The following is a 15029-nucleotide window of genomic DNA, read 5'->3' as shown; positions in this document are numbered from 1 at the left end:
GTTCGTCAGGGCCTGTAATCGTTGTGTGCGGCTACGCGCCGAGCGCAGCGTCGACGATGCGCTTCGCCTCCGCCTGCACCTGCTGCAGGTGCTCGCGTCCCTTGAACGACTCGGCGTAAATCTTGTACACGTCTTCGGTGCCGCTCGGGCGTGCCGCGAACCACGCATTTTCGGTGACGACCTTGACGCCGCCGACTGCCGCGCCGTTACCCGGTGCCGAGCTGAGCTTCGCGATGATCGGGTCTCCCGCGAGCTCAGTCGCGGTGATCGCGTCGCCGTCAAGCTTGCCGAGTGCCGCCTTCTGCGCCTTGGTGGCCGCAGCGTCGACGCGTTCGTAGACGGGGTCCCCATACTTGTCGGTCAGCTCGCGGTACAACGCAGACGGCGTCTTCCCGGTGACCGCGAGGATCTCGGAGGCCAGCAGGCACAACAGGATGCCGTCCTTGTCGGTGGTCCAGACGGTGCCATCAAGGCGGAGGAAGCTGGCGCCGGCACTTTCCTCGCCGCCGAACCCAACCGAGCCGTCGATGAGGCCAGGCACGAACCACTTGAAGCCGACCGGTACCTCCCACAGGGTCCGACCGAGAGAGTCGGCGACCTTGTCGATGATCGAACTCGACACGAGGGTTTTGCCGATCGCTGCACCCTGGTCCCAGCCGGACCGGTTGCGGTAGAGGTAATCGATGGCGACCGCGAGGAAGTGGTTCGGGTTCATGAGCCCGCCATCCGGAGTGACAATGCCGTGTCGGTCGGCGTCGGCGTCATTGCCGGTGAGAATGTCGTACTCGTCTTTGTGCGCGAGAACGGATGCCATGGCGGACGCACTTGACGGATCCATGCGGATCTTTCCGTCCCAGTCGAGCGTCATGAAGCGCCAGGTCGGGTCGACGTGCGGGTTCACGACCGTCAGGTTGAGGTTGTACTTGTCGGCGATGGCCTGCCAGTAGCTGACGCTCGCGCCACCGAGCGGGTCTGCTCCGATACGGATTCCGGAATCACGAATGGCGTCCATGTTGATGATCGATCCGAGGTCATCGACATAATTGCCCCGGAAGTCGTACGTTTCGACGGCCGTCGGCTCCGCCATTTTGACGTCGATCATGCCGGCTTCGATGATTTCGTTGGCCCGGTTTGCAATCCAGCTCGTTGCGTCGCTGTCCGCCGGACCGCCGTGCGGCGGGTTGTACTTGAAACCGCCATCGGACGGCGGGTTATGGCTCGGCGTGACGACGATGCCGTCGGCCTGCTCCTCGGCGCCGGAGTTGTTGTACTTGAGGATGGCGTGGCTGAGCGCGGGGGTCGGAACGAAGTCGTCGTACTCGTCGACGAGCACGCGAACGTCGTTGCCGACGAGCACCTTGAGGGCCGTGGTCTGCGCCGGGTGGCTGAGGGCGTGGGTGTCCGATCCGATGAAGAGCGGCCCGGTGATCCCCTGGTCAGCGCGGTACTCGACGATCGCCTGGGTGGTCGCTGCGATGTGGTGCTCGTTGAAGGCGGTGTTGAGGGACGATCCCCGGTGGCCGCTGGTTCCGAAAACGACGCGTTGCTCGGGAATCGAAACGTCGGGCTTCAGTTCGAAATACGCGTCGAGAAGAGCCGTGACGTCGACGAGATCGGATTCAGCTGCTGGGGTGCCTGCTCGCTCATTCATGCCCCCATTCTGGCATCGAGTTCCCCGACCCGTCAGGGGATTGTGTCACCGACCGTCGGCCAGCACTGTGCTGCCAGAATCCAACAGGCGCGAATCCGGGGTGACGTCGTGGCACTGGCCGGTGATGATCTTGCGAATGTCGTAGAGGCTCTCGGTGCCGTCGCCGAGGTATTTGTTGTGGTCAGACTGGTCAGTCGCGCCGACAGCGTCGTGTGCGTTGACTGCGGCCAGAATGGTGCCGTCCGCCAGCGTGGTTCCGTCGCTGCCGAAGAACTGGGCGCCCCATGCCGGGTCGGCGGGATTCGCGCGGCCCGACCAGAACCGGCCGCTGTCCGCCAGGGCGTCGCCGGTGGCCTGCGACACGTACACGCGGTCGGTGCGCACGTGCAGGTCGGTGATCGAGAGATCGGAGGGCACGCCAGCCGACCCGATCATGACGAATGAGCTGACGCCGTAGTTGCCAGTAGCGAGGGCGAGGGCCGCCGTTGTTGAGCCGTAGGAGTGACCGATGACCGTCACTTCCGCAAGGGACTGGGTCGCGTCGCGGACCGCGTCGTACCCGGCCAGGGCCGACGCGAAGCGCACCGACCCCGCGTCGGCGTGTTCGGTCGAGACGGTGTCAACCGGTCCGGGGCTCTCGTACCCGAGCCAGAGCACCGCCGCGCTGTCGGCCGATGCGTCCTGCATGCGCTCGACGCCGCGCAGGTAGTCGGGCAACTCGAGGACGCTCGAGTTCATGCCGGGCACGAAGAAGCTCGCATAACGGGCCGTGTCGAGGTCGCCCACGGCAACGGCGGCAAGCGGCGGGCCAACCACTGTCGCGTCGAGCTCGATGAGGTGCTGCGGCACGTCGGGAGTCGCGCTCCGCCCCGAGCCATAGCGCTTTGCAAGAATCCGCACGGCCTCGAGTCGGTCGCTGGCTTGGGCGACGAGGAGCTCACTTTGAGCGTCGGCGCCCGGGGTGTGGTTCCTCTGGACCGCCCGGTGCAGATCACCCTCGGCCTCGCGCTCAAGCCCCGGGAGTCGTGACTCGTTTGCCGTGCTTCGGTCGATGTACGGAACACCGGCGAGGTTGCCGACCACCTCGGGCCGCTGCTCGATGAGCGTCGCCCGGAAATCGCTCGGCAGATCGAGCCACAGCGACGCGACCTGCAGAGGCTCCAGCGTGGCCAGCGCTGTGACCGCATCGTCGAGTTTGTCACCATATCGCGTGGCGAAGCCCAGCCCAGACAGCGAACCGACCACCCGTTCTGACGGTTGAGAAACGGATGCCTCCTGCGCCGTCAGCGGTGACGCGTACGTTGCAGACACGTCGGTCACCATCCCGGCGCCGGTGATCACCAGCGCAAGAGCGGTCGTCGCGCCGCCGAATCGAGACAGCCGGGGAGCGCTCCGAAGGGCGGACTTACCTTTTGTGATCGCGGACGCGACCAGCCCATACGAATACACCGACTACTCCCCGTAACGACGGATGCCGTTCCCCCTGGTACGCGCGCGTAGCCAGCGCCCAAATCCTATCGATGCGTGCAGCCCATGCACAGTCCCCCTTCGGGGTCCCGTTCGGGGGGTACCGAATGCGTCGGGCCGGTGGCCGGTAGGCTCGCTGCATGGCAGATTCCGGCGACTCGGCACCCACCCGCACCTACAGCTACCTGGGTCCGCGTGGAACATTTACCGAGGCGGCGCTCGCGCAGGTGCCCGAGGCGGCCGGCCAGAACTGGCACTCGGTCAACAACGTCGGCGAGGCACTCGGCGATGTCATCGCCGGTCGGAGCGACGGGGCGGTGATCGCCATTGAGAACTCGATCGAGGGTGGCGTCTCTGTCGCCCAGGACGCGCTCGCCACCATGCCGGGGCTGCGCATCGTCGGTGAGTACCTCGTTCCGGTGAACTTTGTTCTCGTCGCCCGTCGCGGTACTCGGCTGGAAGACGTCAAGGTGGTTAACGCCCACCCGGTGGCGTACGCCCAGTGTCACTCATGGATGGATGCCACTCTTCCCGATCACGGGCACATTCCCGCGACCAGCAATGTGGCAGCAGCATCCGCTCTGTTCGAAACGGAGCTTGCAGACGCGGCCATCGCACCTCCCCGCATTGTCGATCTCTACGACGTCGATGTGCTCGGGGAGGCGATTGGAGATAACCCCAATGCGGTGACTCGTTTCCTGCACGTCAGCAGGAGCACCGAAATTCCAGCGCCGACCGGGGCTGACAAGACGAGCCTCGTTGCCGAGCTGCCCATTGACCGGGCCGGTGCGCTGCTCGAACTGCTGCAACAGTTCTCGACGCGAGGCGTGAACATGAGCCTGATCGAGTCGCGGCCCATTGGCGATGAACTCGGGCGATATCGGTTCATCATCGACGCGGACGGGCACATCAGCGACGAGCGTGTGGCCGATGCGCTGCTCGGTGTGCGGCGATTCAGCCCGGGCGTGATGTTCCTCGGGTCATACCCGCGGGCAGACAAGTCGCCGATTGAGTTCGATCCGAAGTACGCCGACCAGGTGTTCGTCGAGGCACGCGAATGGCTCGGCGAGCTGCTCGCCGGTTCGTCGACCGGCACGGTTCCGGCGCCACCGCTGGCTGGCTAGACTCCGAATCAGCACCGCGAGCAAGGGAGCATCGGATGAGCGACGCACGGAATTTTGATCCGCGATACAGCCCTGAGTTCCAGCGCGGCTACGAGAGCGTCGGCAGGCAGATCCCCGATGACCAGCGTGAACGGCTGGAGTTGCGCCGGGAACGCACGGAGCGATCGCGGGTCGCGCCGATGCCGGTCGCCCCGGCGCCGGTTCGAGGATCGGGTGACGGCCGCGGCCCGACCGTGCCTGACGGTTCGCCGTACCCGGCAGACGCCACCGCCTCGGTGGAGGAGCTGTTCTCCGATGCCGACGCCGGGGAGGCTCTCGACGAGGAGATCGATGCGCCGCTCTGGCGAAACCCGTACCTGATTACGCTCGCCATCCTCGGCGTCGTCTTGACTATCGGTGGGGTGAGCCTGTTTCGGTGGGCCGTCGACCAGGTGTACACCGGGCAGTTCACCGGTGGGCCCGGCGCAGAGGCCAGGGAGAGCTGGTTGTGGGTGCAGGTCGCCTGGGGAATTGCGCCGCTTCTCGCGATCGCCGGCGCGTTCACAGTCCTGGGGCTGTTCTTCTATCTGGCGACCACCTGGAAGCCGCGTCGGCGAGACCAGACTGAGGGCATCGACGATGAGTTCGACGCGTAACAGCGCTCCGGCATCCGCTCGCCGTTATTTATCAATCGTTGGTGTGCTGTTCACGATGGGTGCCGTATTGGTCGTGGTTGGGCTCGGGGTGCTGATGAGCGAATCGCAGGGCCGGCTGGATGCCGCCGACCGTTCGATCGAGTTCATGCCGGGCCAGGACGAGCTCTCCGGCGGAGAGTCGGACGGAATGCTCAACTACCTACGGTTCTCCGCGCTCGTTCAGAGCCTGACCCTGGGGACCGATGTGCCCACGTATGAGGTTCGGCAGATGGATGACGAAGGCGGGTACTCGATTGAGGAGCGCCATCAGCGTGTCGTCTACTCGATGACTCCGACGTGGCACCTCGTTCCGACGGTCGTGCTCGCGTTTGCGGGTCTGTCGCTCATGCTCGGAGCGCTCTTTATCGGTGCAGCGCGGTGGCGCCGGCGTCACATCGAGCGCCTCCGAAATTGACTGACGCGCCCGAGCCATTCAAACTGAACACGGTCGAACAACGACCTTTCCCCGCGTGATCCGCGCCTCCTGATCCAGAGCCCGGTGCAGTTTCGCGTCCTTGGGCAGCGTCGCCCTCGTTCTTCAGTGCGATCAGAAAGTTTCCCCTTGTTCCAGAAATCCCCCAGCTCAGACGCTCTTTCCGTTGTCTACCAGACGGCGGTGGCCCGCAACGCGAACGAGCCCGAGTTTCACCAGGCCATGCACGAGGTGCTCGAGTCGATCGCTCCGGCGCTCGATGAGCACCCAGAGTTTCTCGAGGCAGGGATCCTCGAGCGCATTGTCGAGCCCGAGCGCCAGGTCATGTTCCGTGTGCCGTGGACGGACGATCACAACCGGGTGCGGGTCAACCGCGGCTTCCGGGTGCAGTTCAACTCGGCCCTCGGCCCGTACAAGGGCGGCCTGCGGTTCCACCCAACCGTGAACCTGTCGATCATCAAGTTCCTCGGCTTCGAGCAGATCTTCAAGAACGCGCTCACCGCGCAGGGCATCGGTGGTGCCAAGGGTGGAAGTGACTTCGACCCGCACGGCAAGAGTGACGCCGAGATCATGCGGTTCTGCCAGAGCTTCATGAACGAGCTCTACCGTCACCTCGGCGAGCACACGGACGTGCCCGCCGGTGACATCGGTGTCGGCGGCCGCGAGATCGGCTACCTCTTCGGCCAGTACCGCAAGATCACCAACCGGCACGAGTCCGGCATGTTCACCGGGAAGGGCACCGGCTGGGGCGGCGCAGAGGTGCGCACCGAGGCGACCGGCTACGGTGCCGTGTTCTTCACCGAGGAGATGTTCGCTACACGCAATGAGTCGATCGAGGGAAAGACGGCGGTCGTCTCCGGCTCAGGCAACGTCGCCATCTACGCGATCGAGAAGGTGCAGCAGCTCGGCGGAAAGGCGCTGACCGCGTCTGACTCGTCTGGATACATCGTCGACGAGGGCGGTATCGACCTCGAGCTGCTCAAGCAGATCAAAGAAGTCGAGCGACTGCGCATTTCGGCGTACGCCGATCGCCGCCCGTCTGCCCGTTACGTTTCGGGTGGAAGCGTCTGGGATGTTCCGGGCCAGATCGCGCTGCCGAGCGCAACCCAGAACGAGCTGTCACTGCGCGACGCCCAGGCGCTCATCGCCAACGGCGTCGAAGCCGTTGCCGAGGGCGCGAACATGCCGTGTCTGCCCGACGCGGTGCACGCGTTCCAGCAGGCTGGCGTTCTGTTCGGTCCGGGTAAGGCTGCGAACGCCGGTGGTGTCGCCACGAGCGCACTCGAGATGAGCCAGAACGCGTCGCGCCAGCGTTGGAACTTCAGCGACAGTGAAGATCGGCTGCACAACATCATGCGCGGCGTGCACAGTGCCGCGTTCGAGGCAGCCGAGCGTTACGGCCGCCCGGGCGACTACGTCGTCGGAGCGAACACCGCTGCATTCGTGAAGGTCGCCGATGCGATGCTCGCGCAGGGTGTGATTTAGCCGAAGGCGCAGGCGGGTGCCACGCCGTGGCATCCGCTCGCTTGCTCGGTCAGGATCGGTTGACCCCCTCAACGGGGCGACCGGCGCTGGCCGAGCTTCGACGGTTAACGCCTGGGCTCGCCGTTCCAGCCGAGCATGCGCAGCCGCCGTGCGACGCGCTGCCGAAGGTCAGGAAGCGCGGGCAGGTCGTCGCCGGTGAACTGCAGCGCCTGCCAGCCTTCGTCGCCGATGTCGTTGCTGCGGCGGACGTCGGTTCGCCATTGCGTGACGGTGGAGCGGTGATGGTCGCCGTGGTACTCAAGCTCGAGTTTGTACTCGGGATAGGCGAGGTCGAGGTAGACGGTTTTGCGGGCGATCGGCAGGTACACCTCGAGGTTTGCCACCGGGGTGGGGAGGACGCTGAGCTCAAGGTCGACGCGGACGAGCGACTCGGGCCGCGATCGGGAGTGGTCGGAGGTGAGCGTCAGCGCTCGCCGCAACACGGCTCGGCCGGCGCGCGAGGGGTAGGCCTCGATCGCGGCGGCCAGGTTGAGCCGTGTCGTGCGCGGCGACTCGTGCCAGAGCAGAGAGTCGGCTGCGGCCACCAGGTCGGGCAGGTCGAGCACGACGCCCAGGTCGCACCACGTGCGCTCGAGGGTCGTGACCGGAAAGCCGCTAAGGCTCATGAGGTCGGCGCTGGTGAGTACGGCGCTGTGCCCGCGGACGCCGCGGCGGCGAGGGGCGCGGATGGGCGTCGGCACCGTGATGTCGAGCAGGGCGTCCGCAAACAGCGGGAGCGCCATGCTGTGCAGGAGGGCAGCGGTTCGGTGGCTGAACGCGGAGCCTCGTGGTAGGCGGGAGGCCATCGCGCGGCAAGCGAGTTCCAGGGTGAGGCTCACTCCGGCGGTGATGCGCGTGCCGTGGAACGGAGTGGTGAGCGCGCGATTACGCATCTGCGAGCGCGTGAAGCCGCGAGCGTAGGCGTCGGCGACCGAGAAGACGGTTGGCAATTGACTCGGTAACGGTTTACGGAAGGTCACGTGTCGAGGATGGCCCGCCCGGGGCTTCGGTCGCGGGCCGCGGGCGGTTGCTGTGGAGCGTCGCGGCCACGGCGGGTCAGGTGGAGGGCGCCGACGCCTCACTAGCCGCATTGCTCGGTCATCTTTGGTCGTTCGCGAATTGCTCGGTCGTTTTGGGCGAGGAAAGTCGCCGAACTTTGACCGTTATCGACGGAGCCCTGAGGTGTCTGACCCTTTCTGCCGGAGGAATGCTGTACAAGTCGCCCGTTTTGACGGAGCAGTAGTCGGCGGGGGCCCGCGGGCGGGTCGAGTGACCGTTTGTGCCCGAGCAGGAGGGTGGGAGCGGGCCGAGTGACCGTTTGTGCCCGAGCAGGGGCGGGGCTTCGTCGCGTGCCGCTCTGGCTCGGTCAACTTTGGTCGTTCGCGAATTGGTCGGTCGTTTTGGGCGAGGAAAGTCGCCGAACTTTGACCGTTATCGACGGAGCGCTGAGGTGTCTGACCCTTTCTGCCGGAGGAATGCTGTACAAGTCGCCCGTTTTGACGGAGCAGCGGTCGGCGGGGGCCCGCGGGCGGGTCGAGTGACCGTTTGTGCCCGAGCAGGAGGGTGGCAGCGGGGCGAGTGACCGTTTGTGCCCGAGCAGGAGGGTGGGAGCGGGCCGAGTGACCGTTTGTGCCCGAGCAGGGGCGGGGCTTCATCGCGAGCCGCTCCCGCTCGGCCAACTTTGGTCATTCGCGAATTGCTCGGTCGTTTTGGGCGAGGAAATTCGACAAACTCTGACCGTTATCGGCCGAGCAATGAGGGGTCTGACCCTTTCAGTCCGAGGAGTGCCGTTCGCATCGCCCAAAGTGACCGAGCAACGGTTCGTGGGGCCGGTGATGGGGCGGTGTGACCGTTTCTGTCCGAGCAGGAGGGTGACGCGGGGCGCTCGGCGAGTGGCGGGTGTCGGCAGGCACGAGGCGCGAACCGCGAGGGCGCAAAGCGGGCGAAAACGCGGGTGCCGGCGCTCCGCGAGCGGCTACCGCACCCGCACAGCCAACGACCCCGGGTCGGTCGTGAACCGCACCCCGACCACAGTGCCAAACGGGTCACCATCGAGCTCAACCGCCCGCGGCTTCTCGAGCGACACCGTGATGCCTTCACTCCGCAGGTAAGTGATCGTTGACGCCGTGCCCGACGTTGCCGAGATGATGCGCCGACCGATGCTCGAGCGCCGAAGCGGCCCGTTCTCGAAGCTCAACCGACGCCAGATGTCGATCCAGCCGAGCGCGGTCGGCGTCTGCAGTACGGCGACATCGAGCAGCCCGTCGTCGATCACGGCGTCCGGCATCATCTCGAACCCGGCAGTCAGCGTGCCACAGTTGCCGAACAGGATGGTCGAGACGTGAGCGCTGTGCACCGGCTTGTTCTCGAGCTGGTACCGAATACGGAACGGCTTCGCGTCGGGCAGCACCCGCAACCCGGCGTCGACGTAGGCGAGCCAGCCGAGCGACTTCTTGAGCGCCTCGTTCGTGTTCGCCATGATGTCCGCGTCGATACCCATTCCGGCCATCACGAGAAACCCGTGCTCTTCGAGACTTCCGTCGGTGCGACTGAGGGTGGCAATGCCGAGATCTATGAAACGGGTGGTTCCTTCGAAGGCGATGGCGATGGCATCCGCTGTGCTGGAAATCGGCAGACCGAGGTTGCGCGCAAGCAGGTTGCCGGTGCCGCGGGGAAGCAGGGCGAGCGGCACGCGCGAATCGCGCAAGCCCTCCGCGACGCTGCGCACCGTGCCGTCACCGCCAGCCGCAATGACCATGTCGGTGCCTGCCGCGACGGCCCGACGCGTGACTCCACGGCCCGGGTCCTCGACGGTCGTCTCGAACCAGAACGACGGACCCCAGCCGGCTGCGGCCGCCGCAGCGTCGACCTGGCGACGCACCTCATCGATGCGACCCTTCGTGGGGTTGTAGACCACAGCGGCGCGGCGGGGCTCGGTGAGGGTCATATCTGCAACGCTACCTCGCGCGGCTAGACTTGCTGGCGTGATTGATCCAGTGCTCCTCCGCGAAAATCCAGACCTCATCAGGCGTTCGCAGGAGGCGAGGCGATCTCCGGTCGACCTCGTCGACCAGGCGCTCGACGCCGACCGTGAACGCCGAACGGCGATCACCACTTTCGAAGAGCTCCGTGCCGAGCAGAACGCGTTCGGCAAGAAGGTCGCGCAGGCCCCCAAAGATGAAAAGGCCGCCCTCGTCGCGCAGGTCAAGGGGCTGTCCGATCGAGTCAAGCAGGCGCAACAGCAGGTGACGGATGCCGAAACTCGCTTCACTGAGATCGTCGGTGCGATCCAAAACCCAATTATCGACGGCGTGCCGGCCGGCGGTGAAGACGACTTCGTCACCCTCCGTGAGGTTGGCGAAAAGCCCACGTTCGACTTCGAGCCCAAGGATCACCTCGAGCTCGGCGAGCTGCTCGGCGCCATCGACATGCAGCGCGGCACCAAGGTGTCAGGCGCGCGCTTCTACTACCTGCGCGGCATCGGCGCCCGGCTCGAGCTGGCGTTGATGAACATGGCGCTCGACCGCGCGCTTACCGAAGGTTTCATCCCGCTCATCACACCGACGCTCGTGAAGCCCGAGATTATGGCCGGGACCGGATTTCTCGGTGCACACGCCGACGAGATCTACTACCTGCCCGCCGACGACCTCTACCTCACCGGCACCAGCGAAGTGGCGCTCGCCGGATACCACTCCGACGAGATTATCGACGTCGCCGACGCCCCGATCCGATACGCCGGCTGGTCGACCTGCTACCGCCGCGAAGCTGGTTCGTACGGCCGGGACACCCGCGGCATCATTCGGGTGCACCAGTTCAACAAGCTCGAGATGTTCGTCTACACGACCCCGGAAGAGGCCGAGGCCGAGCACCTCCGGCTGCTCGGCTGGCAGGAAGGCATGCTGCAGGCCCTCGGCCTGAGCTACCGCGTCATCGACACGGCCGCCGGCGACCTCGGCTCGAGCGCCGCACGCAAGTACGACGTCGAAGCCTGGGTGCCCACCCAGGACGCGTTCCGCGAGCTCACCTCCACCTCGAACTGCACGACGTACCAGGCCCGCCGGCTCAACATCCGCTACCGCGGTGAGGGCGGGAAGACGAGCCCGGTCGCGACGCTCAACGGAACGTTGGCCACCACGCGCTGGCTCGTTGCCCTGCTCGAAACGCACCAGCAGGCGGACGGCTCTGTCGTTGTGCCCGAGGCGCTTCGGCCCTACCTCGGCGGCCTCGACGTGATTCGGCCGCTGTGAGCGAAGCCGGTCTCCTCGTCGCGCTCGACGTCGACGGCACCATCCTGCACGAGGACGGGACGATCTCGGATGCCGTCGCCACGGCCGTGCGGAACGCGACCGAGCGTGGGCACCGGCTCATGCTCGCCACCGGGCGCAGCTGGGAGACAACGCTGCCGATCGTTGAAGAGCTCGGGATCGGTCCCGAGTACGTCGTCTGCGCCAACGGTGCGCTCGTGATGAAGCAAGACGCCGAGGCACCCGGCGGATATCGCAGGCACCTCATCGAAACTTTCGACCCGAGCGACGTGCTCCGGACGATTCGCTCGCACCTCGCCGACGGCCGGTACATGGTCGAGTACCCGAGCGGCTACCGCCGGTACACGGCAGGGATGACCGACTGGAACCTCGAGAACGCGGAGGAAGTCGAGTTCGACGGGCTCCTCAGCGAACCGGTCACCCGGGTGGTCGTGGTGTCGCCCGAGCACGATGAGCTCGACTTCCTCTCGGTCGTCGAGGGAATGGGTTTGCACCAGGTCGCGTACGCGATCGGCTGGACCGCGTGGCTCGACATCGCTCCACTCGGCGTCAACAAGTCGACGGCGCTCGAGCGGGTGCGGGAGTGGCTCGATGTTCCGCGGTCGCAGGTCGTCGCTGTTGGAGACGGTCGCAACGACATCGAGATGTTCGAGTGGGCCGGTGCCGAGGGACGTGCCGTGGCCATGGGCCAGGCACCGGACGAGGTAAAAAGCGCGGCGACCGAAGTCACCGGGTCTGTCGTCGACGACGGCCTCGCGGCCGTTCTCAACTCGCTCTAAACATCCGCTCAGGGGGTGCCCAGAAAAAGCTGGGACGATGTACTCGCCCTCATCCGCTAGAATCGAGCGTTGCGTGCTGTACCCGAACAGTGCGACATGGAGGGCTGTCCGAGCGGCCGATGGAGCCAGTCTTGAAAACTGGTGGGCAGAAATGTCTCGTGGGTTCGAATCCCACGCCCTCCGCCAGAGCACAAACCGACCCGAGGAGAACGTCGAGTGAGTGAGCTTTCACGCCGTTCCCGGCGGTCTCCCCAGGTGTCGACGATTGCCCGCCACGGGCGGCTCAAGAAGTCGAACCCGTTCCGGACCATCGCCCAGTTCGTTGCTGGCGCGCTTGCTGTGCTGCTCGTGAGCGGAACCGCCGTTTCGGCATATGCCTTTTGGGATATTGCCAAAGACGTTCAGCCATCCGTCACGCTTGCAAATGAGACGCCCGGTGTCTCGGTTCCGAACATCGACGCGATCGAGGGTGGCGTCAACCTGCTTCTCGTCGGCAGTGACAGCAGAGCAGGCCAGGACGGTGTCTTTGGTGACGCCAAGAAGGAAACCGGCAACCTCAACGACGTGACGATGCTCATGCACATCTCGGAGGACCACACGGCAGCGACCGTGATCAGCTTCCCTCGCGACATGTTCGTCTCGATTCCGGCGTGCCCGAAAGAGGGCGGCGGCACGTACAACGCCATGAGCTCGCAGAAGATCAACTCGACCCTCCAGTATGGGGGCCTGGCCTGCACCGTACTCACCGTCGAGAAGCTCACCGGCCTGAGCATTCCGTTCGCCGCAGAGGTGCAGTTCAACGGTGTCATCGAACTCTCCAACGCCGTCGGCGGCGTCGACGTGTGCGTCGCAGAGCCGATCGACGATGACTACACCCAGACCTATCTCGATGCCGGTACCCACACCCTCCAGGGCATGGCGGCGCTGCAGTTCCTGCGCACCCGTCACGGGGTAGGCGATGGCTCGGACCTGGGACGAATCAGTAACCAGCAGGTCTTCCTCTCGTCGTTGGTTCGTCAGCTCAAGAGCAGCGAAACCCTCACCGACCCGGGCAAGCTCTTCGGTATCGCCAAGGCGGCAGCCGGAAACATGACGCTGTCGAACAGTCTCTCGAACATCAACACCATGGTGTCGATCGCGATGGCGCTGAAGAACATCCCGCTCGAACAGGTTGTCTTTGTTCAGTACCCCAACGCTGCCGGCGAGAGCGGTGGGCAGAGCGGCGTGCTTCCGCTCAAGGTTCCGGCCAAGCAGCTTGTCGACGCGCTGATCGCTGACCAGCCGATCACCCTGACCGGAGACACCGGTGTGGGTTCGGTGCTCGACCCGAACGCTCCCGTCACCGAAACACCGGTCGCCCCTGAGGAGCCGGTCACCGAAACGCCTGCTCCGGACAGCACGACACCGACCGACTCGGCGACGCCGACGGCGCCGGAAGTGGTCGAACTGCCGAAGACCGTGCAGGGTCAAACCGCTGGCGATTACACCTGCTCAAAGGGTAATAAGTAGCCTGACAGGTTGTACTGCAAGGGTCTTGCACCCGCGGCGGTTTAGAGTTATCTCGTGAATGCGAGGAACTCCAGACGGGCGCCGCTGATGAAACATGGTCAGCAGCCGCGTCGAGGTGCGGTGGCTACGCTCTTTCGCGGCCTGGCCATTGCGCTCGCTGTCGTGCTTGTCAGTGGAGCATCCGTAGCGGCGTGGATTGTCTATGACCTCGCCTCGAACGTCTCGTCAAACGCGGTCGACATCGGTCAGCCGGAGGAGTCGGGGACCCCGCTTCCCGCCGTACCCAACATCGACGCGTTCGAGGGTGGCTTCAACATGCTCGTTGTCGGCGCAGACAACGACGAGGACCAGGACAAGAACGCATACGGCAAGCGGGACATCACGCTCAACGACGTGAACATGCTCCTGCATGTGTCGGACGACCATAGCTCGGCCGTCGTCGTCAGTTTCCCGCGCGACCTGGTCATTTCCCAGCCGAAATGTGTGGACCCGGAGACTGAGAAAACCGCTGGCGCGGTTTCGGCACAGCCACTCAACGCGGCCTATGAACGTGGCGGTCTGTCCTGTGTCGTGGCTACGGTCTCTAACCTGACCGGGCTCGACATCGATTACGCCGCATTGATGTCGTTCGACGCGGTGGTTCAAATGACGAACGCCGTCGGGGGAGTGCCCGTCTGCCTCACCGAACGTGTGCGCGACAAGTGGTCGGGTCTTGATCTCCCAGCCGGGACCAGCACGATTTCTGGAGCGACCGCACTCGCCTTCCTTCGCACGCGCCACGGTGTGGGGGACGGGAGCGACCTGTCCCGTATCGCGTCGCAGCAGCAATACATTTCGTCGTTGATCCGAACGATTAAGAGCGACGACACGCTCACCGACATCACGAAGTTGTACGGACTTGCGCAGGTTGCGGCGAAGCACGTGAAGCTGTCGACATCGCTCACGAACGTCACGCGCATGGTGGCTATGGCGAGGACGCTGCAAACTATTGACCTCAACAAACTCGCTCTCGTTCAGTACCCGGTCGCGACGGACCCGGACAACCCGAACAAAGTTATCCCCAGTAAGACCCTGGCGAAGAAGCTGATGGATGCGATTGCCGCTGATGAGTCCTTTGCGCCTGACCCGACGGTGAGCCGCAACGGCGTGGAAGCGGACCCGAACGCTCCCGTGCAGCCGCCCGTCGCCGATCCTCCTGCAACGGAGGAACCGCCGGTGACCGACCCGAGCGCTGGGGGCACGCCGGTACCGACTCCCACCTCGAATGTGATTGAGGGCCTCGCCGGGCAGACAGCCCTTGAGCAAACATGTTCGGTCGCGAACCGGTAGGTTCCGAGAGGTCGATTCGGAGCACAGCAGATCACCCAGTATGATTAAGCGCGTGCGTCCGCCCGTCGGTGCGCACAAGGAGACGTCGCATAGTTCGGCCTAGTGCACCACCCTGCTAAGGTGGAGTCCCCGTAAGGGGACCGCGGGTTCAAATCCCGCCGTCTCCGCAGACAAAACCCTCACTGCTCGCAGTGAGGGTTTTTGCGTGTGGGCCGAGTTCCTCAGAACCTTCCAACCTTGCTGTGTAAGACTGTGCGAAACGTCCGGGCATCGT

Annotated in this window: 12 protein-coding genes and 2 tRNA genes; 10 read left to right on the top strand and 4 right to left on the bottom strand. The window is 65.1% G+C overall.

What is annotated here, in order from left to right:
• Window positions 1-31: 31 nt before the first annotated feature.
• Window positions 32-1651: a phosphoglucomutase (alpha-D-glucose-1,6-bisphosphate-dependent) gene (gene pgm, locus L1277_RS13100; RefSeq protein WP_253376952.1), complete on the bottom strand. Its 1620-nt coding sequence runs from the start codon at window positions 1649-1651 to the stop codon at window positions 32-34.
• A gap of 45 nt (window positions 1652-1696) precedes the next feature.
• Window positions 1697-3100, bottom strand: a complete 1404-nt coding sequence (locus L1277_RS13095) for an alpha/beta hydrolase (protein ID WP_253376950.1) — start codon at window positions 3098-3100, stop codon at window positions 1697-1699.
• A 158-nt stretch (window positions 3101-3258) separates the two neighbouring features.
• Between L1277_RS13095 and pheA the strand changes: the two genes are divergently transcribed.
• The 4 genes from pheA to gdhA all read left to right on the top strand — a co-directional run bounded on the left by pheA (window position 3259) and on the right by gdhA (window position 6834).
• Window positions 3259-4242 (top strand): prephenate dehydratase, encoded by a 984-nt coding sequence (gene pheA / locus L1277_RS13090; RefSeq protein ID WP_253376949.1) that lies wholly within the window; start codon window positions 3259-3261, stop codon window positions 4240-4242.
• Window positions 4243-4277: 35 nt separating this feature from the next.
• Window positions 4278-4877, top strand: coding sequence for a hypothetical protein (locus L1277_RS13085; RefSeq protein WP_253376948.1), 600 nt, complete (start codon window positions 4278-4280; stop codon window positions 4875-4877).
• Complete coding sequence (locus L1277_RS13080; protein ID WP_253376947.1) at window positions 4861-5331, top strand: hypothetical protein; 471 nt, start codon at window positions 4861-4863, stop codon at window positions 5329-5331. Before L1277_RS13085 ends, L1277_RS13080 begins: the two co-directional genes overlap by 17 nt.
• 147 nt (window positions 5332-5478) lie before the next feature.
• Complete coding sequence (gene gdhA, locus L1277_RS13075) at window positions 5479-6834, top strand: NADP-specific glutamate dehydrogenase (RefSeq protein ID WP_253376946.1); 1356 nt, start codon at window positions 5479-5481, stop codon at window positions 6832-6834.
• Window positions 6835-6938: 104 nt separating this feature from the next.
• On the opposite strand, the gene L1277_RS13070 is transcribed toward gdhA, so the two are convergent.
• Together L1277_RS13070 and L1277_RS13065 are read right to left on the bottom strand one after the other, a co-directional pair.
• On the bottom strand, window positions 6939-7853 hold the full coding sequence (locus L1277_RS13070; protein ID WP_253376945.1) for a hypothetical protein: 915 nt from the start codon (window positions 7851-7853) through the stop codon (window positions 6939-6941).
• Window positions 7854-8848: 995 nt separating this feature from the next.
• Window positions 8849-9820, bottom strand: coding sequence for a diacylglycerol kinase family protein (locus tag L1277_RS13065; RefSeq protein ID WP_253376944.1), 972 nt, complete (start codon window positions 9818-9820; stop codon window positions 8849-8851).
• 37 nt (window positions 9821-9857) lie between these two features.
• On the opposite strand from L1277_RS13065, the gene serS reads away from it, so the two are divergent.
• The 6 genes from serS (at window position 9858) to L1277_RS13035 (ending at window position 14922) form a co-directional block, all read left to right on the top strand.
• A complete protein-coding gene (serS, locus tag L1277_RS13060) occupies window positions 9858-11120 on the top strand; it encodes a serine--tRNA ligase (RefSeq protein WP_253376943.1) in 1263 nt (420 codons plus the stop codon).
• Window positions 11117-11917, top strand: coding sequence for a Cof-type HAD-IIB family hydrolase (locus L1277_RS13055; protein WP_253376940.1), 801 nt, complete (start codon window positions 11117-11119; stop codon window positions 11915-11917). Before serS ends, L1277_RS13055 begins: the two co-directional genes overlap by 4 nt.
• Window positions 11918-12015: 98 nt before the next feature.
• A tRNA-Ser gene (locus L1277_RS13050) sits at window positions 12016-12103 on the top strand.
• 30 nt (window positions 12104-12133) lie between these two features.
• Window positions 12134-13426, top strand: a complete 1293-nt coding sequence (locus tag L1277_RS13045; RefSeq protein ID WP_253376937.1) for an LCP family protein — start codon at window positions 12134-12136, stop codon at window positions 13424-13426.
• Window positions 13427-13546: 120 nt separating this feature from the next.
• Window positions 13547-14755, top strand: coding sequence for an LCP family protein (locus L1277_RS13040; protein WP_253376935.1), 1209 nt, complete (start codon window positions 13547-13549; stop codon window positions 14753-14755).
• 78 nt (window positions 14756-14833) lie between these two features.
• Window positions 14834-14922, top strand: a tRNA-Ser gene (locus L1277_RS13035).
• The last annotated feature ends 107 nt before the right edge of the window (window positions 14923-15029 follow it).

The organism is Okibacterium sp. HSC-33S16 (assembly GCF_024171565.1).
Classification (GTDB): domain Bacteria; phylum Actinomycetota; class Actinomycetes; order Actinomycetales; family Microbacteriaceae; genus Mycetocola_A.
Note: the sequence above shows the minus strand (reverse complement) of the source record. Positions and strands in the feature narration are given on the sequence as shown.